The organism is Enterobacter sp. 725m/11 (assembly GCF_011683705.1).
In the GTDB taxonomy this organism is placed as follows: Bacteria; Pseudomonadota; Gammaproteobacteria; order Enterobacterales; family Enterobacteriaceae; genus Enterobacter; species Enterobacter bugandensis.
Map to the genome: position 1 here is coordinate 15412 of NZ_JAAQOK010000024.1, position 19804 is coordinate 35215.

Annotated in this window: 17 protein-coding genes; 8 read left to right on the forward strand and 9 right to left on the reverse strand. The window is 56.7% G+C overall.

Annotated features, from left to right (window positions below):
* Window positions 1-2 precede the first annotated feature (2 nt).
* Entirely contained in the window at window positions 3-356 is a 354-nt protein-coding gene (locus HBA26_RS12145) for a DUF1971 domain-containing protein (protein WP_126345487.1), read from the reverse strand.
* A gap of 27 nt (window positions 357-383) precedes the next feature.
* Entirely contained in the window at window positions 384-710 is a 327-nt protein-coding gene (locus HBA26_RS12150) for a DUF1971 domain-containing protein (protein ID WP_041912006.1), read from the reverse strand.
* 244 nt (window positions 711-954) lie between these two features.
* On the opposite strand from HBA26_RS12150, the gene HBA26_RS12155 reads away from it, so the two are divergent.
* Window positions 955-1128 carry a GhoT/OrtT family toxin gene (locus HBA26_RS12155; protein ID WP_014883956.1) on the forward strand — a complete coding sequence of 58 codons (174 nt, stop codon included), beginning with the start codon at window positions 955-957 and terminating at the stop codon, window positions 1126-1128.
* 86 nt (window positions 1129-1214) lie between these two features.
* A complete protein-coding gene (locus tag HBA26_RS12160; RefSeq protein ID WP_047365021.1) occupies window positions 1215-1970 on the forward strand; it encodes an alpha/beta hydrolase in 756 nt (251 codons plus the stop codon).
* A gap of 56 nt (window positions 1971-2026) precedes the next feature.
* Here the strand turns inward: HBA26_RS12160 and HBA26_RS12165 are convergent, their stop codons facing one another.
* Genes HBA26_RS12165 through HBA26_RS12175 form a run of 3 tightly spaced genes read right to left on the reverse strand, consistent with a single transcriptional unit; the run spans window position 2027 to window position 8524 of the window.
* Window positions 2027-4201, reverse strand: coding sequence for a virulence factor SrfC family protein (locus HBA26_RS12165; RefSeq protein WP_126345488.1), 2175 nt, complete (start codon window positions 4199-4201; stop codon window positions 2027-2029).
* The gene (locus HBA26_RS12170; protein WP_126345489.1) at window positions 4198-7179 is read right to left on the reverse strand and encodes a virulence factor SrfB; all 2982 of its coding nucleotides are present in this window, start codon (window positions 7177-7179) and stop codon (window positions 4198-4200) included. Before HBA26_RS12170 ends, HBA26_RS12165 begins: the two co-directional genes overlap by 4 nt.
* A 4-nt stretch (window positions 7180-7183) precedes the next feature.
* Window positions 7184-8524 (reverse strand): SrfA family protein, encoded by a 1341-nt coding sequence (locus HBA26_RS12175; RefSeq protein ID WP_126345490.1) that lies wholly within the window; start codon window positions 8522-8524, stop codon window positions 7184-7186.
* A 283-nt stretch (window positions 8525-8807) separates the two neighbouring features.
* On the opposite strand from HBA26_RS12175, the gene HBA26_RS12180 reads away from it, so the two are divergent.
* Together HBA26_RS12180 and HBA26_RS12185 are read left to right on the forward strand one after the other, a co-directional pair.
* Window positions 8808-10406, forward strand: a complete 1599-nt coding sequence (locus HBA26_RS12180) for an ABC transporter substrate-binding protein (RefSeq protein WP_028013296.1) — start codon at window positions 8808-8810, stop codon at window positions 10404-10406.
* A 55-nt stretch (window positions 10407-10461) separates the two neighbouring features.
* On the forward strand, window positions 10462-10695 hold the full coding sequence (locus HBA26_RS12185; protein ID WP_049136473.1) for a YdcY family protein: 234 nt from the start codon (window positions 10462-10464) through the stop codon (window positions 10693-10695).
* On the opposite strand, the gene HBA26_RS12190 is transcribed toward HBA26_RS12185, so the two are convergent.
* Window positions 10696-11145: a DMT family transporter gene (locus tag HBA26_RS12190; RefSeq protein ID WP_028013294.1), complete on the reverse strand. Its 450-nt coding sequence runs from the start codon at window positions 11143-11145 to the stop codon at window positions 10696-10698. It lies immediately after the preceding gene.
* On the reverse strand, window positions 11142-11660 hold the full coding sequence (locus tag HBA26_RS12195; protein ID WP_126345491.1) for a GNAT family N-acetyltransferase: 519 nt from the start codon (window positions 11658-11660) through the stop codon (window positions 11142-11144). Before HBA26_RS12195 ends, HBA26_RS12190 begins: the two co-directional genes overlap by 4 nt.
* Window positions 11661-11795: 135 nt before the next feature.
* On the opposite strand from HBA26_RS12195, the gene HBA26_RS12200 reads away from it, so the two are divergent.
* The 3 genes from HBA26_RS12200 to HBA26_RS12210 all read left to right on the forward strand — a co-directional run bounded on the left by HBA26_RS12200 (window position 11796) and on the right by HBA26_RS12210 (window position 14401).
* Window positions 11796-12371 carry an XRE family transcriptional regulator gene (locus tag HBA26_RS12200; protein ID WP_028013292.1) on the forward strand — a complete coding sequence of 192 codons (576 nt, stop codon included), beginning with the start codon at window positions 11796-11798 and terminating at the stop codon, window positions 12369-12371.
* A 65-nt stretch (window positions 12372-12436) separates the two neighbouring features.
* Complete coding sequence (locus tag HBA26_RS12205) at window positions 12437-13477, forward strand: NADP-dependent oxidoreductase (RefSeq protein ID WP_126345492.1); 1041 nt, start codon at window positions 12437-12439, stop codon at window positions 13475-13477.
* Between the two features lie 255 nt (window positions 13478-13732).
* Window positions 13733-14401 (forward strand): GntR family transcriptional regulator, encoded by a 669-nt coding sequence (locus tag HBA26_RS12210; protein WP_045260622.1) that lies wholly within the window; start codon window positions 13733-13735, stop codon window positions 14399-14401.
* Window positions 14402-14520: 119 nt separating this feature from the next.
* Here HBA26_RS12210 and pqqU read toward each other — a convergent pair whose 3' ends face one another.
* Window positions 14521-16635: a TonB-dependent receptor PqqU gene (pqqU, locus tag HBA26_RS12215; protein ID WP_041909791.1), complete on the reverse strand. Its 2115-nt coding sequence runs from the start codon at window positions 16633-16635 to the stop codon at window positions 14521-14523.
* Between the two features lie 243 nt (window positions 16636-16878).
* On the opposite strand from pqqU, the gene HBA26_RS12220 reads away from it, so the two are divergent.
* Window positions 16879-17940 carry a YncE family protein gene (locus HBA26_RS12220; protein WP_126345493.1) on the forward strand — a complete coding sequence of 354 codons (1062 nt, stop codon included), beginning with the start codon at window positions 16879-16881 and terminating at the stop codon, window positions 17938-17940.
* 50 nt (window positions 17941-17990) lie between these two features.
* Here the strand turns inward: HBA26_RS12220 and ansP are convergent, their stop codons facing one another.
* A complete protein-coding gene (gene ansP / locus HBA26_RS12225) occupies window positions 17991-19487 on the reverse strand; it encodes an L-asparagine permease (protein WP_028013287.1) in 1497 nt (498 codons plus the stop codon).
* Window positions 19488-19804: the final 317 nt, after the last annotated feature.

The following is a 19804-nucleotide window of genomic DNA, read 5'->3' on the forward strand; positions in this document are numbered from 1 at the left end:
GGTTACTCCTTATGTGTATTGACCACTTTGCCGATGCCCGCGCCCTGAAGCGTAACGTCAGGATCGGCAAAAAAGTCGATATTGAAATAGGTATCGTCGGTCAATAATTCGATGCGGTGCCATTTCTCCGGCGGCGAGATGCCAAACGATCCGGCTTGAATCACCAATTCCAGATCCGGTTCGGTCGCGTCAGCGTTCGGGAAACCGAAATAGCGCACTGCACCCTGCATCACCGACAAACGGCCATATACGCTGGCTTTCGTATTATGGTGGGTGAAAAGGGCTTTTGGCGCGGTGTCTTTGTTCCAGAATGGCGTGGAGCGGGTATGAACAAAATTCTCAGGGATACGTAGCATAAAGGTTTCCTCGTAAATAAAAGCCGCTTAAAGCGACTTCAGCACCTCTGGTTCGACGAAAAATTCAATATTGAACAGCGTGTCGTCGCTCATCACCTCTATGTGATGCCATTTCTCAGGGGGAAAAACACCGAAGTGGCCGGCCCTGATAATCAGTGTGCTGTCAGGCTCAGGGGCATGTTCATCAGCATAACCCAGGTAGCGGACGGCACCCTGCATAACGGACAGGCGGGGATAAACGCCCGGACGGGTACCCGTGTCGAGATGACGCTGAAAGATCCCGGCGGGGGCAGTTTCTTTATTCCAGAAAGGGGTAGAGCGGGTATGAATACAGCTTTGCGGAATGCGTAGCATATTGCCTCCCATGTATGTCTGCCTTTATTAGACGCCTATGCGGAAGAGAGGATTTATCAAAAAGTGCATTTAACTTGCATGTTATCAATAAAGATAATGGGTGGCCCCCCTTGTTTGTAATACAAAATACTCAGTTGTTATTAGCCTTAATATTTAAGTGGTTATTATGTAATGAAAAAACTTGATCTGTATCAACATATGACGCATATTGCGTGCGGTTATTTTTTCGGCTCTGGTATACAGAATGACGTTGTATCAAAAGATGTTGGTTTTTTACGCAGTGATGGCTTCCATCTGTGCATTGATTACCTGGTTCCTTTCTAAAGACCGCAAGCGCATCCGCCTGCTTAGCGCGTTTCTGGTCGGGTCGACCTGGCCGATGAGTTTCCCCGTTGCGCTGCTGATTTCTCTTTTCTGAAGCATCCTTCCAATTTCGAAAGATGAACATAGCATTCCAGTTACGATAGCTGTATAAATACACAGTGCATCGTAAAAGGAGTGCTTATGAACAGTTTTTACTCGCAGCATGCGGGTTGCACCGTGCGCTGGCATGATTTGCCCGGCTCAGGCGATCCCGTAGTCTTTATCCACGGATTGGGCTGCGCCTCTTCCTATGAATATCCTCGCGTCGTCCGAGACCCTCAGTTTGGCGGGCGCAGAGCTATTCTCATCGATTTACCCGGCAGCGGTTACAGCGATAAGCCTGAACATTACAGCTATAAAACGACTGAACAGGCGCGCGTCGTGGCGGAGTTGATTGACCATCTTCAGCTGGATGCCTTCTGGTTATACGGTCACAGCATGGGCGGCAGCATTGCTATAGAAACGGCAGGGCTGCTGGCACCGCGCGTGAAGGGACTGATGGTGTCGGAGCCCAATTTTCACGCCGGTGGGGGGATGTTTAGCCGCGCTATTGCGGCGCAAACCGAACACCAGTTTGTGGCGCAGGGCTATAATGCCATGCTCCGTAAAGAGACCACCGCCTGGGCCGGGTGCCTGCAAAGCAATGCACCCTATGCCGTCTGGCGCGGCGCATCAAGCCTGGTCGCCGGTGTTGAGCCGGACTGGGAAGCGCAATTTCTGTCGCTGCCTTGCCCGGTGACGTTGATTTTTGGTGAGCTCTCACTGCCGGATGACGATGTGGATAATCTGAAGCTGAAGGGCGTTGAGGTCAAAATCATCCCTGCGGCGGGGCACTCCATGTCGTGGGAAAACCCGTCGGCACTGGCGCAGGCGTTAGCGGAGTGTATGGCGGCGTAATTATCGTCGCGGAATACAGGCCGGGTAAGCGCAGCGCTACCCGGCAAGAAAGGCCGCTACAGGATTAAAGCCCGCAGTGCCCGACGTGCGTCAGGCTGAACATCATGCGGGTGCTGATAATTAATGTTTTCGATTGCCCGGCTATAGAGGGCAACCAGCCAGTCGTAAACGTACGCGGTGGCCGCATGAACAGGCTGCTCCCCCAGACGCGTCAGGCGCGGTGCGGCACTGCTGACGACGGGCGTAACAAAGATTGCCTGACCTTTGCGAATGCGGCTTGCGGGGCGTTCTGCTGACGGGGTCTGGTCGTAACCCAGCCAGCCAACGAAATTCCCTATCACCGCATGCAGCTGCGCCGCGCTGCTTTTATCCGCGTCGACAATTCGCTGAAGCTGTTGCGGGAGATTAAGCCGGTAGCTGGTTACCACCAGCACATCCGCGATTTGCTGCAGCACCGCGGGCTCCAGACCAAGACGGGCGGCGGTAGCTTCATTGCGGCTCCACTGGCGCAGATGATTTATCCATACTCTGTGCGCCAGGCGCGCTTTGTCTTTTGTCTGGAATCGTCCTGCGCTTTCCTGGGCGTTATCGGCGAACAGATCGATGGTGTCCGTGAACAGCCCGTTCACCTGCTCCTCGCGCGGTTGCTGAACGGCGAGCAGCGTTTCAAAGGCTTTTAGCGGCGGCAGCAGGCCCTCAAGCAGCTCGCCGTGACGGGCGGCGCTGCTTTGCAGCGTGCGCACCATGTCTTCGGCCTGAGCACGTCGTGTACCCGGTTCCTCAACCAGCGGCGCCAGATAGCTTTGCATCAGCGACGCGATCTCCTGCCGCAGCAGGTTTTTCAGCGTGCCAAGGCGCTTCTGCCGCTGTGCCGGGAGCGTCGCCTGAGACAACCACTCAATGACGCGCTGCATGCTGTGGCTGTCCAGCGCCTGCAGAGTTCCCCAGCGCAGGCCTGGCTTGCCCAGCAGATGCTGTACGGCTTCATCGAGATTCTGTCGGGTAGTGAAACGAGCGTCATGCGGTGTGATCGCCCACACCAGCCCCGGCAGGGCAGACTCCTCGGCAGGCTGGGTCTCTTTAATCCAGTTAATTAACACTTTTGCTTTTTGGGCCGTCTGCTCGTGCCGCGCTGTCGCGTTGCAGATAACCAGCACATCCGGCTGGAGCTGCTGGCGGTAATGTTCAAGCAGCCACTGGCATTTAGCCTGTACTAAAGGATCGGCACTGCCGTCTTCAAAGACCGGAATATCAATGATATCAACGTTATCCAGCGCGCCATTCTCAACCGGCAAGACCAGCTCGCGGGTAAGGAAGGCAAGCACGTCGACCGGGATGCTGATAGCGTTGAGCATTTCACCGTTGTTCAGCGGATGAAGCAGCGTCTCCTGAGTTTCCTGCTGGGTTAAGGTACCGTGCGTCAGGAACCCTTCACCAGGCAGACCAAAGCTGTCCACCAGCAGGCTCAGCGGCGCAGCCAGCTCGCTCGCATGGCTGGTCTGATGCAGCACGTGGGCAAGCTTCAGCCACTGCTGGGTTAACTCCTGTTGCTCGCCCCACAGCAGCGACCAGACGCTGGCGCGGGTGCTGAGATCGAGCGATGGCACCAGCTGGGCAAACTCATGCCACAGGGCGTCATCAATTTGCTGTCTCGCGGCGGGTACCGTGCTTTGCCAGAAACGCGAAATCGCACCCACATCCTGCGCCGTGATGCCGGGCACGCTCTGCGGCTGGCGAAGGCCACGCCATTTCTCCAGACGCGTCTCAATGACAGCCTTATCCACCGCGCGCATCTGCGGGTGCAGCGTCGTGCGGGCAATAAACAGTTGTACCAGTTCGGCCTCGGTGACCAGGCTCAGACGCAGCGGAAACGCCTCATCCGCTACCTCCGGGGTGTCTCGGGTGAAGCGCACGGCCATGTTGGTCAGGGCATGCCCTGGGTTAATATGCGAAAAATAGTCAAAGGTGCGCTGGCCCGGCATCACGGCCAGGCGCCCGTTACCGCTGCCGCATAGCGACAGCAGCAGGTGCGCTTTGGCGCTCTGAGAATGGCCGTAAAGCCCAATGCTGCTCCGGCGGGTCAGGGCGCGTTCAATGGCCTGCTCCCGCGCCTGCGCCGCGTTGATACGAGCAAGCAGGGCATCAGCATCGTTATCCAGCACAGGGGCGTTCAGGCGCGTCTCATTAATCCACCCGATCAAGGCCTGGGTGGTGGTCGTGGTCGCTGTCATTTCAGGTATACGCTCCCGCTGTCGATCCAGTAGTGGCTACCGCTGTGTCGGCGATCGGCCAGGGTATTCAGTTTGAAGGTTAACGCGTCAGGCGCAACCGGCGTGCCGTCCTGCAGCCAGGCATCGCTGAGCTCGAAGGACTCAGGGCCCTCTAATTTGCTGCCGCCGCAGAGCTTAAGCCTCACGTTAAGCACGCCGTCGCCGGCAATCGCTTTTGCCAGTTCAGCCGAGTTGATGCTGAGCGTATAAAGCGGCGTGGCGGGCCAGCGCGCGTTCGCCAGCTGGCGGAAGCCGAGGGTTACGTTACCGCGCAGCGGGAAGTGCAGCCGCGCGTCAAGCTTCGCGCCGGGTTTATCGAGATCGATATCCTGATACCAGACGTTTTCCTCGCGCAGGGTATTGACGGTGTTATCCAGCACGCCCAGATAGCGCACGGTGGAATAGGCGCCAATGTCCGCGGCCTTAAAGTTAAAGCGCGGCAGACGCAGATCGAGCGCCAGGCTGCAGAGCATGGCCCCCACCGCGGCGGTCGATTTCGGGTTGCCTATGCGCCCCTGCTGGCTGAAGGGATACCACTCGTGAACCTGATATTTATCCAGCCAGACGATGCGGTTGACCGGCACCGGCTGCAGATGCCGAATCAGCGCCTGAACGCCCGGCAGGCAGCCCGGGCGCCCGGTGATGAGCAGAATATCGCAGCTGTAATGGGAAATCGCTTCACACACCGCGTGGAGCGGCGAGGTCAGCGTAAATTGACCGGCCAGCATTGCATCCTGCATTTCGCGGAAGTTCACGTGCAACGGCACGGCGAACAGGTCGAACGCCTCTGAGCCCGCCGGCAGGGCATGATCGATTGCCTGCTGAAGATAGTTCATCACGTTGCGGGTTGGTTTCTGCGCAAGGAGCTCGCCAAAGGTGGCATGCAGGCCCGCCAGCGGATCGTCAATATCGCTGGCTTCCCACGCGGAAAGAATGGCATGGCCAATCGGCATAAAGAGCTGAAGCGCCGTTTGCTGGCGCAGTACCGCCTGGGTATCAATACGCCCGGAGTCGCCGAACAGCGACGCCATCAGCAGCGAGGCGTCCGCAATGCCGGATTTCTGCAGCTGCGTTTGCAGGGCGGGCAGGACATAGCGCTGAATCACGTCCAGCAGGGTATCGTCGCCCGCCACCTTGAACCCTTCGCGGAACAGCAGCTGCGGGATGATTTTGACGTTATTACCGGAGCCGTCATCAAGCTGGTAGTGGGTTATTGCCATATCCGTGGTGCCACCGCCGATGTCGATAGACGCGACGCGTAATGCGCGGCCCGGCTGCACGCCCGGCTCAGGTTCACGATCCGTGCGGGCGAGGGAGGCGAAAAAGGCTTCCGTCTGGCCGCCAAAACGGGAAATCGCTTCGTTATACAGCCAGACCAGCTGACCGCAGCTGGCTTCATCCCACTCCATCTGGATCTCAGGGACCGGCACCACGCTTTTTTCCTGCTGCTTGCGGGTGGCAAAATCTTCATCCTGTGGGTGCCAGCCCATCGCTTTCCAGACGATGGCAATGGCTTCAAACATGCGGCGACGGAAAATCTCGCGCTCCTGCTTCGGCATGGCCGAGGGCAGGGTCAGGATCAGGGTGCGCAGCTGGCGCGGCGAGGCCGGGAAGCCCAGGCGCAGGCGGGTGGCGACGCTGTTGATCTGGCCCAGCGCCTGCGCCAGCAGCTCGCACAGCATGTGCGTCATCAGCGTGCTGCGGCTGTACTGCGGCGAAAAGACCGGCAGCCGCTCGTCCTGCGGCAGCGTAAACAGCGGCTCACCGTCATCGTTCATCAGGTTCATCAGCGGAAACGCCGTGGCGAGCGGTTCACGCTGGGTTTTGCCGTTCATCTGGCTGAAGCGCCAGTCCTGCACGACAGGCGTTTCATCCCACAGGTAGCGGCGCGGGCTGGAGATGCCGCTGTTACCTTCGGTTCCCAGGCGCTGCATCGCCAGCTTGCGGGCTTCATCGCCCACGCGAACAATCGACGGCCAGACAAACGCATCTTCGCGACCGCTTTCCACCGAGAAGTGCTGTTTGCCAAAACGCGCTTCGGAAAATTCAAGACGGCTGGTAAAGAGAGGCTCGTTCAGGAACTGCGGCTCGCTTAACGAACGAACCTGCAGCTCGGCGGTCTGCCGAAGCCCGTCGTTTGCATCACCGTGGTCTTCAATAATGACGCCGCAGGTGTGGGTGTTGCCCACGTCGAGGATCAGGTCGACCGGAATGGCAGGCGTGCTGAGCGTGTGGGTGACAAATTTCACTTCCGGAACGGTGAGCTGTTCACCGAGCATGGTCAGTACATTGAGCCAGTGGGCCTGATATTCAAAACTGCGCATCGCCTGATGCAGGTCGCGTTCAGAGCGGTTTTCAACGCCGTCGGCATACTGGGTAAATGCCTCGCGCAGCCAGCCGTCAATCCAGGTCTGGTCGAGGAAGCTTTCTACCTCACTATCGCGCCACGCCAGCGCAAAGCGGGTTCCATTCAGAATATCGTTTTCAACCGGCGACAGGGCGGAGGTGGCATGCTCCGCGATCTGGCTGTCGAGCGCGAGGGTGACGCGGTGCGAGTTGCCTGCCGTGTCGGGCTTCTCGAGCTTGCGCACCTGAACGCGCGCCCAGTTATCCGGTCCTTCCACAAAGGTCCGCGGTGGATTGAAGCGCAGGAAGGGCACGGGAAGCCAGACGCCGTCCAGCACGGCAAGGGACTGATGCAGCGGAATGGTGGTTTCCGGTTTAACCACTTCAGGCTGACCGCCGTTCGTCCCCGGCAGGGTATAGCGCCCGTTCACCAGGTCGAAATCGAGTCGCAAAAGGGGGCCGTTCGCGGTTTTACGTACGAAGCGCCCGTTGCTGGCGGTGTCCTGCGGCGTCAGGCCGAAATCCAGGAACTGCACGCCGCTGTTGGCAATAAGCGTGACGCTTTGTTTATAGTCGCAAAGATTTACCAGCATAGGATCAGGCACCTGCTTTCTTGAACGTCAGTGGGACGACGGTGTTGGCGTCATAGCGAGCGCGACATTCTGCGATATCGCTGGCCCCGGCTTTACAGGCGACTTCCGGCATCGGGTAGCGGGAACCGTCGGTGCAGCGGGCATTGCCGCGACTTTTAATCATCAGCTCGCCATTGCTGTGCAGCCCGGAGAAAATCTCCGCGCGGCAGACAATGTTGTCGCCGTGCACGACGCGGGCGAAACCTTTATTGTTCTGGATTTGATAGCGCATTGACGGCGGCTTGCCGGTGACCGGATCTTTCACGTCGAGAACCGCGCGCCAGGTACCGTTCAGGAAGCGCGTCGACCCGGCTTTCACCTGACCGGCTTCCATCACCATGGCATCTTTCGGGATCGGAACAATTACCACCGGTGCGGCTTCAGGTGCAGGAGCGGGTTCTTTTTCTTTACTGGCGACGACCTCAGCCTGATGCAGGGGGAGATTCATAGCCAGCGGCTCTACCGCTTTGATCGGCTGCGGTGCAATAGCCACGGGCTCAGGAGCCGGTGCCGGAGCGGGCTCTGCCGAAGGGGCCTGTTTTGGCCACAGCAGCGGCGCGGCAACGGCTGCCACAATCACGGCGGCAACCGGCAGGGTCCACAGGGGAACGCGACGTTTTTTCGTGACGGCAACAGGCGCAGGTTCCTGAGCGGGTTGCGCAACAACCGGCGCGAGCTCCGGCTCATACAGTTCTTCCGGCGTAATACGCACGGCGGCGACGGGCGCAATCAGCGGCTCGTCTGCTTTTTCAAAGGTGATGGCCGGTTCGGGCGCGGGTTCTGGCTCGGGCTCTTCAATCACAACGGGGGCAGGCTCGGGGATCAACGCTTCACGCAGGCAGTCGAGCACATCGTCGCGCGCATTTTCGTTCAGGTTTACAAAACCCCAGAAGCAAATAATCGGCTTTCCTGCGACCAGGAAAACAAAATTCTCGCCGGGAAACTGAAACGCTTTCGACAGCAGCGAGCCGAAAAGCTGCTGCGCGGTTTTGGGCGACTGGAGGCATTTCTTGCTTAACGACTCAACGCTGGCAAGCGTGTTTTCCAGATAGCGCAGGGCGCGACAGCGGTCGTCTTCACTGGCCGCCTTCCAGCTGGTGACGCTTCCCTCAACGGGGGAATACCAGTCCACGCGGTCGCCGCTGTCGTTGACCTGAGGAATAGCCAGACAGTCCACTATGGCCTGCTGTTTGCGCAATCGAAGCGCTTCCCGGATTTGTAACGCTGATTCAAAAACGGCCTGTCCGCCGCCGCCAACGGCCTGAAAATCATCCAGATTACCGCTGCGTAAAAGAGTTTTTGCCACGATTTGATCCCATATACTTCTTCACACCGTTACTTTAACGAAACGAGGAAGCAAACAAACGGAGGAAGAGACGCTAAAAGCGCCGATTTCTTGCGGCATAGATCGTGACGGTTGTGCTTGACGAATAACGTCACTTAAGGCAAATCACCTATTTTTGCACTGGCGGCAAAACCGGCAAAAAACGCGGCTTTAGAATAACCTGATAGTGTTTCGTTATTTGCCAGGTGATAAGGGCTGTGCTGTTATTACTGACCTATATAATAAAACTGTCAGGGTTATAACTATGTCTACAGGGAAAACGCTGCTCGCCCTTGCGCTGAGCGCTCTTTTACCAGCCGGTGCCGCATGGGCGGCAAACAACGACACCCTTATTTACTGCTCCGAGGCATCGCCAGAGTCGTTCAACCCGCAAATCGCCAGCTCCGGCCCGTCGTTCGTGGCCAGCTCTCAGGTTCTGTACAACCGCCTGATCAATTTCGACCCGGTGAAAAATACCCCGGTCCCGTCACTGGCGGAATCCTGGACGATTTCACCGGACGGCAAGACCTATACCTTTACCCTGCGCAAAGGGGTGAAGTTCAACAGCAACAAATACTTCAAGCCGACGCGCGACTTTAACGCCGATGACGTTATTTTCTCGGTGATGCGTCAGAAAGACCCTAAACACCCGTACCATAATGTGTCCCAGGGCAACTACGAATACTTCAACGATGTCGGGCTCGATAAGCTGATTCAGGACGTTAAAAAGGTCGACGATTATCACGTTCAGTTCACCCTGAGTGAACCCAACGCCGCGTTCCTGGCCGACTGGGGAATGGATTTCGCCTCGATCCTCTCCGCCGAATACGCCGATGTGATGCTGAAAAAAGGCACGCCTGAGAACGTAGATACTTGGCCGATCGGTACCGGGCCCTATGTGCTCCAGCAGTACAAGGTGGACTCGCTGATCCGCTACGTCGCTAATCCGAACTACTGGGATGGCGAGGTGCCGACCAAACATCTTATCTTCTCCATTACGCCAAACGTGGAAACCCGCCTGGCGAAATTACAGACCAACGAGTGTCAGATTATTCCTGCGCCGTCTCCGGTTCAGTTTGACGTGATTAAAAAGAACAAAGACCTGACGCTGCACTCTGTCGATGCGCTGAACGTCGGCTATCTGGCGTTTAACACCGAGAAAAAGCCGTTCGATAACGTGCTGGTGCGTCAGGCGCTGAACTACGCGACCGACAAGAAGGCTATCGTTAATGCGGTCTTTATGGGCTCCGGTACGGTGGCTAAATCGCCGATCCCGCCAAATATGCTGGGCTTTAATAAAGATCTGCAGGACTACAGCTACGATCCTGATAAAGCAAAAGCGCTGCTTAAGCAGGCCGGGCTGGAGAAGGGCGCAGAAGTCACGCTGTGGTCAATGCCGGTTCAGCGTCCGTATAACCCTAACTCGCGTCGTATCGCGGAGATGATCCAGAGCGACTGGGCGAAAGTCGGCGTGAAGGCCAAAATCGTCTCTTACGAGTGGGGCGAATACCTCTCCGGGATGCGCAAAGGAGAGCACGACTCCGCGCTGTTCGGCTGGATGTCCGATAACGGCGACCCGGACAACTTCGCCGATGTGCTGCTGGGCTGCAACAGCATTAAAACCGGATCAAACGCCGCGCGCTGGTGCGATAAGGGTTATGATGCCCTGGTGCAAAAAGCGAAGCTGACCAGCGATCCGGCCGAGCGTGCGAAACTGTACGGCCAGGCGCAGGAGATTTTCTACCAGCAGGCACCGTGGATCGCGCTGGCAAACGGCAAAACGTTCTTTGCAACCCGCAGCAACGTGACCGGATACAGCGTGAGCCTGATGGGCAGCGATTTCTCTAAAGCGAAGCTGAACTAAGCATTTATTGCCGGGTAAGGCGTAAGCCGCCACCCGGCAAAAACAAGGAGTGACAATGTCACATTTAAACGAAGTTACCGCCCGCGTGGATGCCGCCATCGAAGAGAGCGTCATCGCCCACATGAACGAACTGCTGATTGCATTGAGCGATGATGCCGATCTCAGCCGTGAAGACCGTTACGCCCAACAGCAGCGTCTGCGTACCGCGATTTCGCACCACGGTAAGCAGCACAAAGAGGAGATGGACGCGCGCCAGGAACAGCTGACCAAGGGCGGCACCATACTGTAATCAAAACTGGCGTCGCGCTACCAGCCAGGCCCCGACGACCAGCATCACCGCGCCGCATACCGGGCCGATCAGCGCGCGCAGGGGAATGCCATGGCTTCTCAGCACGTCAAGGACCAGCCCGCCAATCAACTGGCTTGCGACCAGCACCGCGATGGTCGTTGCCGCGCCCACGTTCTGGTAGCCGCTGATGCTGGCAAACACAAAAAACGACCCCAGCAGCCCCGGGATCAGCGTCCACCAGCGCACCGTTGCGGCCAGCTCACTGAACCCGGCGAAGCCCTGCTTCAGCAGCAGAATGCTGACAAACAGCACAATGCCGACCAGAGAGTTCAGCAGCATTGCGATAAGAATGGTGGAGGAGGACTGGGTGATACGCACCATTAAGGTGTTTTGCACCACCAGACCGATCCCCGCCGCCACCAGGAACGCCAGCGTCAGCGACTGATTCATGGGATTGCGTCCGGGTCGCAGCGCTCGTCCAGCTGCAGCTGCATAAAGGTTAAGTCCAGCCAGCGGCCAAACTTGGTTCCCACCTGCGGCATCTGCCCCGTGGTCACAAAACCGAGCGTTTCGTGGAGGTGAATCGAGGCCTTATTTTGCGCTTCAATGCCGGCCACCATCACGTGTTTGCCGATGGCGCGGGCCTCGTTGATCAGCGCTTTCATTAACGTGCGGCCAATGCCTTTACCCTGATGCTCCGGATGGACATACACCGAATGCTCAACCGTGTGACGAAAGCCGTCGAAGGCGCGCCAGTCGCCGAAAGAGGCGTACCCGGTAACCACACCATTTTCCTCAGCTACCAGAACCGGGTAACCCGCGAGCGTGCGGGCCTCGAACCAGGCGATTCGGTTATCGGTATCAACGGTTTTATCGTTCCAGATCGCGGCAGTATGCAGCACCGCATGGTTATAGATCTCTCCTATCGCAGCGCAGTCTTCTTTACAGGCGTGACGAACGATCATGATTAAACCTCTGTATGTTGTTTACTATAGTATTACGCTATAGATATGATATTACACAACTGTATCGTCAGAGCGCTACGTGAGAATGATTATGAGCCCCATTGAAACGGCCTTCAGACGCTTTAGTATGACGTTATGAACACAATAACAGACACAATGAATCAGCGTATTAGCGCCAGAATTCGCCTCGAACGTGAATCACGCGGCTGGTCTCTTAGCGAGCTGGCCGAGCGGGCAGGCGTATCTCGCGCCATGATCCACAAGATAGAGCGCGGCGACAGCAGCCCGACGGCAACCTTGCTTGCCCGCCTGTCAGGCGCGTTCGGGATCAGCATGTCGACCCTGATTGCCAGGGCCGAGATGCAGGAGGGAAAACTCCTGCGCCTGGCGAACCAGCCCGTCTGGCGCGATCCGCAAACCCACTACCTTCGTCGCCACGTTTCTCCCCGTACCGATCTGCCTATCGACCTCGTTCAGATTGAGCTACCCGCGGGGAGCGACGTCCCGATGCCGGCGTCCTCCTACGCGCTCGCGCGGCAGCTGATCTGGCTGCAGTCCGGCGAGCTGGTATTCCAGGAGGGCGATACTCGCCACGAGATGAAGGCCGGAGACTGTCTGGAGCTGGGGCCGCCAAACGACTGCCGTTTTATCAACGAAACGAACGAAACCTGCATCTATCTTGTGGTCCGGCTTAACCAGTCTGCCTCGTAATGTTAAGGCGATAATGCCGATCGTGAGCCAGGCTGTAATGACATTTGTACCAGAAGGAGAATCCGATGAATCAATCTGTTTCGCAAAACCGCCGCTGGGTGCTGGCCTCTCGCCCACAGGGCGCGCCGGTGGCGGAGAATTTTCGTCTGGAAGAGCAGCCCGTTCCTGCACCTCAGGCGGGGCAACTGCTGCTTCGCACCGTATGGCTGTCGCTGGACCCTTACATGCGGGGCCGCATGAGCGATGCGCCATCCTATTCTCCGCCGGTTGAGATTGGTGCGGTGATGGTAGGGGGAACGGTTAGCCGCGTTGAGCAGTCAAACCACCCCGACTTTAAAGCGGGTGAATGGGTGCTGAGCTACAGCGGCTGGCAGGAGTACGCGCTTTCGGACGGCAGCGGCCTGGTCAAGCTGGGCGATAATCCCACCCATCCCTCCTGGGCGCTGGGCATTCTTGGGATGCCAGGCTTTACCGCCTATATGGGGTTGCTGGATATCGGACAACCGCAAGCGGGTGAAACGCTGGTGGTCGCCGCCGCGACGGGCCCGGTTGGGGCGACAGTCGGGCAGATCGGTAAAATCAAAGGCTGCCGCGTGGTCGGGGTAGCCGGTGGGGCAGAAAAATGCCGCCACGCCGTTGAGGTTCTTGGGTTTGACGTGTGTCTCGATCACCACGCGGCGGATTTTGCTGAGCAGCTGAAACGCGCCTGCCCGAAAGGCATTGATGTCTACTTTGAAAACGTCGGCGGGAAAGTGTTTGACGCCGTGCTGCCGCTGCTGAATACCTCCGCGCGCGTGCCGGTGTGTGGCCTGGTGAGCGGCTACAATGCAACGAGGCTGCCTGACGGACCGGACCGTTTGCCGCTTCTGATGGGCACTATTCTGAAGAAACGCATCCGGATGCAGGGCTTTATCATTGCCCAGGACTACGGCCACCGCATTCATGAGTTTCAGGAAGAGATGGGGCGCTGGGTGCAGGAGGGTAAAATTCACTATCATGAACAGGTGACGGACGGGCTGGAAAACGCGCCTGAAGCGCTGATTGGCCTGCTGGAAGGAAAAAACTTCGGTAAAGTCGTGATTCGCGTCGCGGGTGACAATAAATAAAAGGCATTATGGCGGGGTTTCCCGCCATATTTATTTGTGAAGATACGATATATTGTCTTTAATTAACGGACATGGCTTTTCGCGCCATCATCCCGGATGAGCCCGAAACCGATAAAAAAAACACATTTTGCATTTTTTGCTGTTTTACGTACTTCCCACCACCAGGCATGACGATACAGGATATATCGGACCAGCGTCGTTTTATTAAAACTGGCGTTTAAAAATAGCATTAAGTTTTAGCTACAGGAATTGAACATGCTTGATTTGGATCACTTAGAAAAAGCCCAAAGGATCAGTCTTACCATGCAAGTTGAACTCAGTTTGAAAGGAGCGTTAATTACAGGCTCCCTTAAACCGGGTGCACGACTGATTACGAAAGAGATCGCCGATAAATTAGGAACCAGCATTACCCCAGTGCGCGAGGCGCTACTGCGTCTGGTGTCAGCAGGGGCATTACATGCCACGCCGGCACAGGCATTTCTGGTGCCAGAGGTGACGCTGGACCGTTATAACGAAATCAACGCTATTCGCAAGCAGCTTGAACCCATGGCGGTTGCCGCAGCCTGTCAGAATATGTCTGACCAAAAGATCGAGACGTTGCGCAAATTGTCGGAAGCGTTTCATGAGGCCATGCGCAACGGGAACGTTCAGCAGGCATTGCAGGCAAATCGCATCTTCCGCTTTACGCTTTATCAGTACGCGGAAATGCCCACGCTGAATGCATTAATTGAACAGCTATGGGTGCGCATCGGGCCTTGCATTAACTATCTGCACCGGGAGCTTAATGACATTAAGGAAGCGACATATCACTATGACGAACTGCTTTCAGCCCTGGAACGCCGGGATGTCGACGCCAGCCAGAAGGCGATTGAAAAATCGATTGATGAAGCGAATACGCTTTTACAGCGACAATATTTTAACTGAGAGATAATTTAACAGAGCGACTATATACCGCGTCTATTTATTTATCTGGTGAATAGCTCCTGGTGGCATTTTGCCATCAGGAGCGTTATTTTCGGTATAAAATAAACTTTACTTATTTGTTACTCGAATCGATAAGACACCGACAGACCCACACCGTAGTTACGGCCAGGCGCTGGCTCGTAATAACGCCCGTTGGATTCGTTGACAATAACCGAGCCAACGTACTCTTTGTCGAACAGGTTATCTACGCGGCCAAAGACGTCCATCCCCCAGTTGCCGTAGTTGAATTTATACCCGGTATTCAGCCCGACCACCGTGTACGATGGCGCTTTCGCCGTGTTCTCGTCGTCGGCCATGATATCGCTCATGTAGCGCACGTCCGAGCCCGCGTACCAGCCCTCTTCAGGCTGCCAGCCAAACGACGCATAGCCCATATTGCGGGCAATGCCCGGCATACGGTTACCGTTACAGTCCGCGTCGCCGCAGACGTTGGTCCGGTAGGTGGCATCAAGGTAGGTCCACGCCATTTTCAGCTTCCAGTTCTCAGCAAACTGCTGATCGAGAGACACTTCGACTCCCTGACGGCGGGTCTTTCCGGCATTTTTATAGCTTGTGCGGCCACCAGAGCTGGCATCCACCACGATCTCGTCATCCGTATCGGTGCGGAACAGCGCTGCCGTCAGCAGGCCATTGCCAATGCGGGTTTTGCTGCCCACCTCATACGTGTTGTTCGTGGAAGGCTGCAGGCCGATATTCAGGCCGCCCTGGTTATCGGCGCGATACGAAAGCTCGTTGATGGTTGGCGTTTCGAACCCACGCCCTGCGGCAGCGTAGAGGTTCCACGCGTCCGTCACCGCATACTTCACGGAGCCCGCCGGGAGCCACTTGTGATAGCTCGCGTCACCGCTGTCGTCGCCGTTGCCCGGCGTAACGTAATGGTCGTTAGAATCAAACCAGACCGAGCTATAACGCACGCCCGCATCCACGGACAGTTTCTGCGTCAGCTGCCAGCTGGTCTGCAGGTAAGGGTCGACGTTCCACATCAGGTTACGTTCGTTCCGGCGTTTATCACCCTTCACGCCGTAGTCCGGCACGCCGTTGTTCATCACGAAGTTCTCGTACCCGCGACGATCTTCACTCATGTTTTCATAGTTCAGACCGGTGGTGAAGGTGACCGGCACCAGCAGCTCGCCGCGGTGCGTCCAGCGGGTATCAACCCCCTGATAATGACGCTGCATATCGATCACGCCGCCGGAGTGAGAAGGCCTCAGCTGCGGCTGGTAGGGAATCGACTGGTACTGGGTCATTTCACGCTCGCCGGCGTACATCATCACGCTGAGATCGTCCTGAGCGCTAAGCTGGCGGTCGTAACGCAGCCCCGCCTGAGTCTGCTTGATGGTCTTGCGCGTGTTGTACTGATCGCCGCGCGGGGACTGACGCGGGTTATCCTGCCACTCCTGATAGCTCAGCCCGCCCGGATCGTTGGCTTTCATGTCCACGCTGTTAAAAATCAGCGTTAGCTTGCTGGCATCGTCAATGCGTACGCCCAGTTTGGCATTAGCGAGATTCTTCCGCGCGCCGCTGTGGTCGCGGTAGCCTTTAGTGGTGAAGCGAGTGGTGGATACGGTGTAATCCACGTCGCCGGCATGGGTACCATCGCCCATTGCGCCGGTGGCTTTCATGCCGTAGCGCCAAGTCCCGTAACTGCCGTAATAGCTGCTTGCCTCGATGGTCGGCGGCTGCTGCCCGGTTTGCGTATTGATGTTAATCACGCCGCCAGAGGCGTTGCCATACAGGGCGGAGAAGGGACCGCGCAGCACCTCAACGCTGTCAATGCTGGAGAGATCGATGTTGGAGGTCTGGCCCTGTCCGTCCGGCATGGTGGCTGGAATACCGTCGACGTACATGCGAATGCCGCGCACGCCAAACGTTGAGCGGGCACCAAACCCGCGCATCGAAAGCTGGAGATCCTGAGCATAGTTCTGACGGTTCTGAATCTGTAGTCCCGGAACGCTGCCAAGCGATTCGGAGAGATTAATGCGCGGCGCAGCGTGGCGCATATCCTCGCCATTCACGACGCTGACCGCCGCCGGAGTATCAAGCTCTGATACGGTTTGCGGCGTGGCGCTGACGATCATGGTCTGTTCCTCTGCGCTCATCGCGCTTAGAGGCGCAAAAACAACGGGAACCAGCAGCAGCGGGAGAGATGCCTTACGGGCAGATATGATTTTCATGAGTAAAACCGGTTGTGATGTATAAACGAACCAAATGGAACATGTCCATACATGTTAAAGGTTTTGTAAATGTTTTGAAAACTATAACCGCACATTGCGTTAATGAAAGGCAATAGGGAAAAGAAAAACTCCACTTTTAACTTATTAATGATTACTATTCTCATTATCAAAACGGCAATGCCATGACGTTGCCAGCCGGAAGCGATGTCTGCAGTACCCCCAATTTTCAAAAAAGGAATTGTTATGTCTTTACGCCATCTGTGCTCGCCACGCCTGAGTACGTCTCTGCTGTCTGCCGCTTTACTGTTTGCCGGAACCTTCCAGGCGCATGCCGCCGAAGAGATGCTGCGTAAAGCGGTGGGTAAAGGTGCCTATGAAATGGCGGTCAGCCAGCAGGAGAACGCGCTGTGGGTTGCGACGTCGCAAAGCCGTAAACTCGACAAGGGTGGCGTTATCTATCGCCTCGATCCTGCTACGCTGGAGGTGACGCAGGCCATTCATAGCGATCTCAAACCGTTTGGCGCCACCCTTGACGGCGCGACGCAAACCCTGTGGCTGGGTAATACGATCAACGGCGCGGTGACGGCCATTGATGCGAAAACGGGCGACGTGAAAGGCCGACTGGTGCTTGATAGCCGCCAGCGCAGTGAAACCGTCAAGCCGCTGCAGCCGCGCCAGCTGGTGGCGGATGACGCGAGCAACACGATTTACATCACCGGTGTCGGCAAAGAGAGCGTGATTTGGGTCGTGGATGGCGCAACGCTGAAGCTGAAAGAGACCATTGCCAATACCGGCACATACAGTACCGGTTTGGCGCTGGATGCAAAGGCGAAACGCCTGTACACCACCAATGCAGACGGTGAGCTGGTCACCATTGATACCGCCACCAACAAAATCCTGAGCCGCAAAAAAGTGCAGGACGACGGAAAAGAGCACTTCTATCTGAACCTGAGCCTGGACACCGCCGGTCAGCGCGCGTTCCTGACCGATTCAAAACAGCCGGAAGTGCTGGCGGTGAGCCTGAAAGACGGCAGCGTGATCGAGAAAATCGCCGCACCTGAATCCCTGTCCGTTCTGTTTAATCCGGCTCGCAATGAAGCCTACGTGACGCACCGTGAGGCCGGCAAGGTGAGCGTGATTGACGCGAAGACCTACAAAGTAACGAAAACGTTCGATACGCCGGTCTACCCGAACAGCCTGGCGCTCTCTGCGGATGGCAAAACGCTTTACGTGACGGTGAAGCAGAAATCTACCCGCCAGCAGGAAGCGACCCGGCCTGACGATGTGATTCGTATCGCGCTGTAACATAAAAAAGGGAAGGCATATGCCTTCCCTTTTTAATGCCTGTGTGATGCTTAACGCGAGGTCTCTTCCACCAGCGGCGCGTCGTGTTTTTCATCGTCTGGATGAACCGGCGCGGTGCTGTGAATTTCGTGAACGCGCTTACGCACGCCGAACCAGCCAGCGATCAGCAGCACGGCCAGCAGCGGGATGGTGGCGATGGTATAGGTGCCGTTCGGGTAGTCGAACGCCATCAGCACCAGCACGCTGAACAGGAAGAGCAGGGTGAGCCAGGAGGTCACCGGCGCGCCCGGCAGCTTAAAGCTGATATCTGCGGCTTTGCCTTCTTTAATGGCTTTACGCAGACGCATCTGGCAGACCACGATAAAGGCCCAGGAAGCGATAATGCCGAGTGCGGCCACGTTCAGAACGATCTCAAAGACCTGAGACGGCACCAGATAGTTCAGGAATACGCCGAAGACATACACCACCAGCGTGGCAAGAATGCCTGCGTAAGGCACGTGCTGCTTGCTCATCTTCGACATGAACTTCGGCGCTGAACCGCCCATCGACATGGAGCGCAGGATACGCCCGGTAGAGTAAAGACCGGAGTTCAGGCTGGAGAGCGCCGCCGTCAGCACCACGATGTTCATGATGCTGCCCACGTAAGGCACGCCGAGCTTCGAGAAGAAGGTGACGAACGGGCTCTGGCCGGCCTGATAGGCGTTCCACGGCAGCAGCAGAACCAGCAGCACCACGGAGCCGACGTAGAACAGACCGATACGCCAGATCACGCTGTTGATGGCTTTTGGCACCATCGTTTGTGGGTCTTTACATTCGCCCGCAGCGGTACCGACCAGCTCAATAGAGGCAAAGGCAAACACCACGCCCTGCACCAGAACCAGCGCAGGCAGCAGACCGTGCGGGAAGAAACCACCGTTATCGGTTATCAGGTGGAAGCCGGTAGCATTGCCATCCAGCGGCTTGCCGCTGCCGAGGAATACGGTACCGACCACCAGGAAAATCACAATGGCGAGCACTTTGACCAGCGCAAACCAGAACTCCATCTCGGCGAACCACTTCACGCCGATCATGTTCATGGTGCCGACGATCGCCAGCGCGCCAAGGGCAAAGACCCACTGCGGCACATCACCGAACGCGCCCCAGTAGTGCATATACAGCGCAACGGCGGTGATATCGACGATACCGGTCATCGCCCAGTTGACGAAGTACATCCAGCCTGCCACGTAGGCGGCTTTTTCACCGAGGAATTCTCGGGCGTAAGAGACGAAGCTTCCGCTGGAAGGGCGATGCAGTACCAGTTCACCCAGCGCGCGAAGAATGAAGAAAGAGAAGATCCCGCACACCAGATAGACCAGGGCGAGAGCCGGGCCCGCCATCTGTAGACGCGCGCCAGCACCTAAAAATAGACCCGTTCCGATAGCGCCGCCGATGGCGATCATTTGAACCTGACGGTTGCCCATCGCTTTGTGGTAGCCCTCTTCGTGGGAGTTCAACCAGCGACGTTTCGCAGCGTGATGATCGGCTGCGCTTTTATTGCTTGTTTTCATTGAGTTACCTGTTTGCCTGTCTGAACCATTATCGTGATAGTCCTGCCTGGCAGAGCGCAATACAAACGATTGCTTCTGCGCAAACACATGCCGCCTTCCCAGTCATTCTGCGTATGGATAAGGCGAAACATGGCGAGGCATCCTACCTGCAATTGATAAGCGACGCAAAATATAACCGTGCCGAAAGTGATGCACGTCGAAGGAAATCGTGTGGTCAGAGCAGACAAGGTTTACAACGCGCTGAATCGTGATGAGTTTTTAGTCAAAACAATCGCGACGTTGTTTATTTAATCATCAGATTCCCTTAATTATTACCA

Bases quoted from the DNA above. Each gene is read 5' to 3' on its own strand.
- HBA26_RS12205 (WP_126345492.1), top strand. From the start codon at position 12,437: ATGAATCAATCTGTTTCGCAAAACCGCCGCTGGGTGCTGGCCTCTCGC.
- HBA26_RS12220 (WP_126345493.1), top strand. From the start codon at position 16,879: ATGTCTTTACGCCATCTGTGCTCGCCACGCCTGAGTACGTCTCTGCTG.
- HBA26_RS12170 (WP_126345489.1), bottom strand. From the start codon at position 7,179: ATGCTGGTAAATCTTTGCGACTATAAACAAAGCGTCACGCTTATTGCC.
- HBA26_RS12195 (WP_126345491.1), bottom strand. From the start codon at position 11,660: ATGATCGTTCGTCACGCCTGTAAAGAAGACTGCGCTGCGATAGGAGAG.
- HBA26_RS12165 (WP_126345488.1), bottom strand. From the start codon at position 4,201: ATGACAGCGACCACGACCACCACCCAGGCCTTGATCGGGTGGATTAAT.
- HBA26_RS12210 (WP_045260622.1), top strand. From the start codon at position 13,733: ATGCTTGATTTGGATCACTTAGAAAAAGCCCAAAGGATCAGTCTTACC.
- HBA26_RS12160 (WP_047365021.1), top strand. From the start codon at position 1,215: ATGAACAGTTTTTACTCGCAGCATGCGGGTTGCACCGTGCGCTGGCAT.
- HBA26_RS12150 (WP_041912006.1), bottom strand. From the start codon at position 710: ATGCTACGCATTCCGCAAAGCTGTATTCATACCCGCTCTACCCCTTTC.
- HBA26_RS12200 (WP_028013292.1), top strand. From the start codon at position 11,796: ATGAACACAATAACAGACACAATGAATCAGCGTATTAGCGCCAGAATT.
- HBA26_RS12145 (WP_126345487.1), bottom strand. From the start codon at position 356: ATGCTACGTATCCCTGAGAATTTTGTTCATACCCGCTCCACGCCATTC.
- HBA26_RS12180 (WP_028013296.1), top strand. From the start codon at position 8,808: ATGTCTACAGGGAAAACGCTGCTCGCCCTTGCGCTGAGCGCTCTTTTA.
- ansP (WP_028013287.1), bottom strand. From the start codon at position 19,487: ATGAAAACAAGCAATAAAAGCGCAGCCGATCATCACGCTGCGAAACGT.
- HBA26_RS12190 (WP_028013294.1), bottom strand. From the start codon at position 11,145: ATGAATCAGTCGCTGACGCTGGCGTTCCTGGTGGCGGCGGGGATCGGT.
- pqqU (WP_041909791.1), bottom strand. From the start codon at position 16,635: ATGAAAATCATATCTGCCCGTAAGGCATCTCTCCCGCTGCTGCTGGTT.
- HBA26_RS12155 (WP_014883956.1), top strand. From the start codon at position 955: ATGACGTTGTATCAAAAGATGTTGGTTTTTTACGCAGTGATGGCTTCC.
- HBA26_RS12185 (WP_049136473.1), top strand. From the start codon at position 10,462: ATGTCACATTTAAACGAAGTTACCGCCCGCGTGGATGCCGCCATCGAA.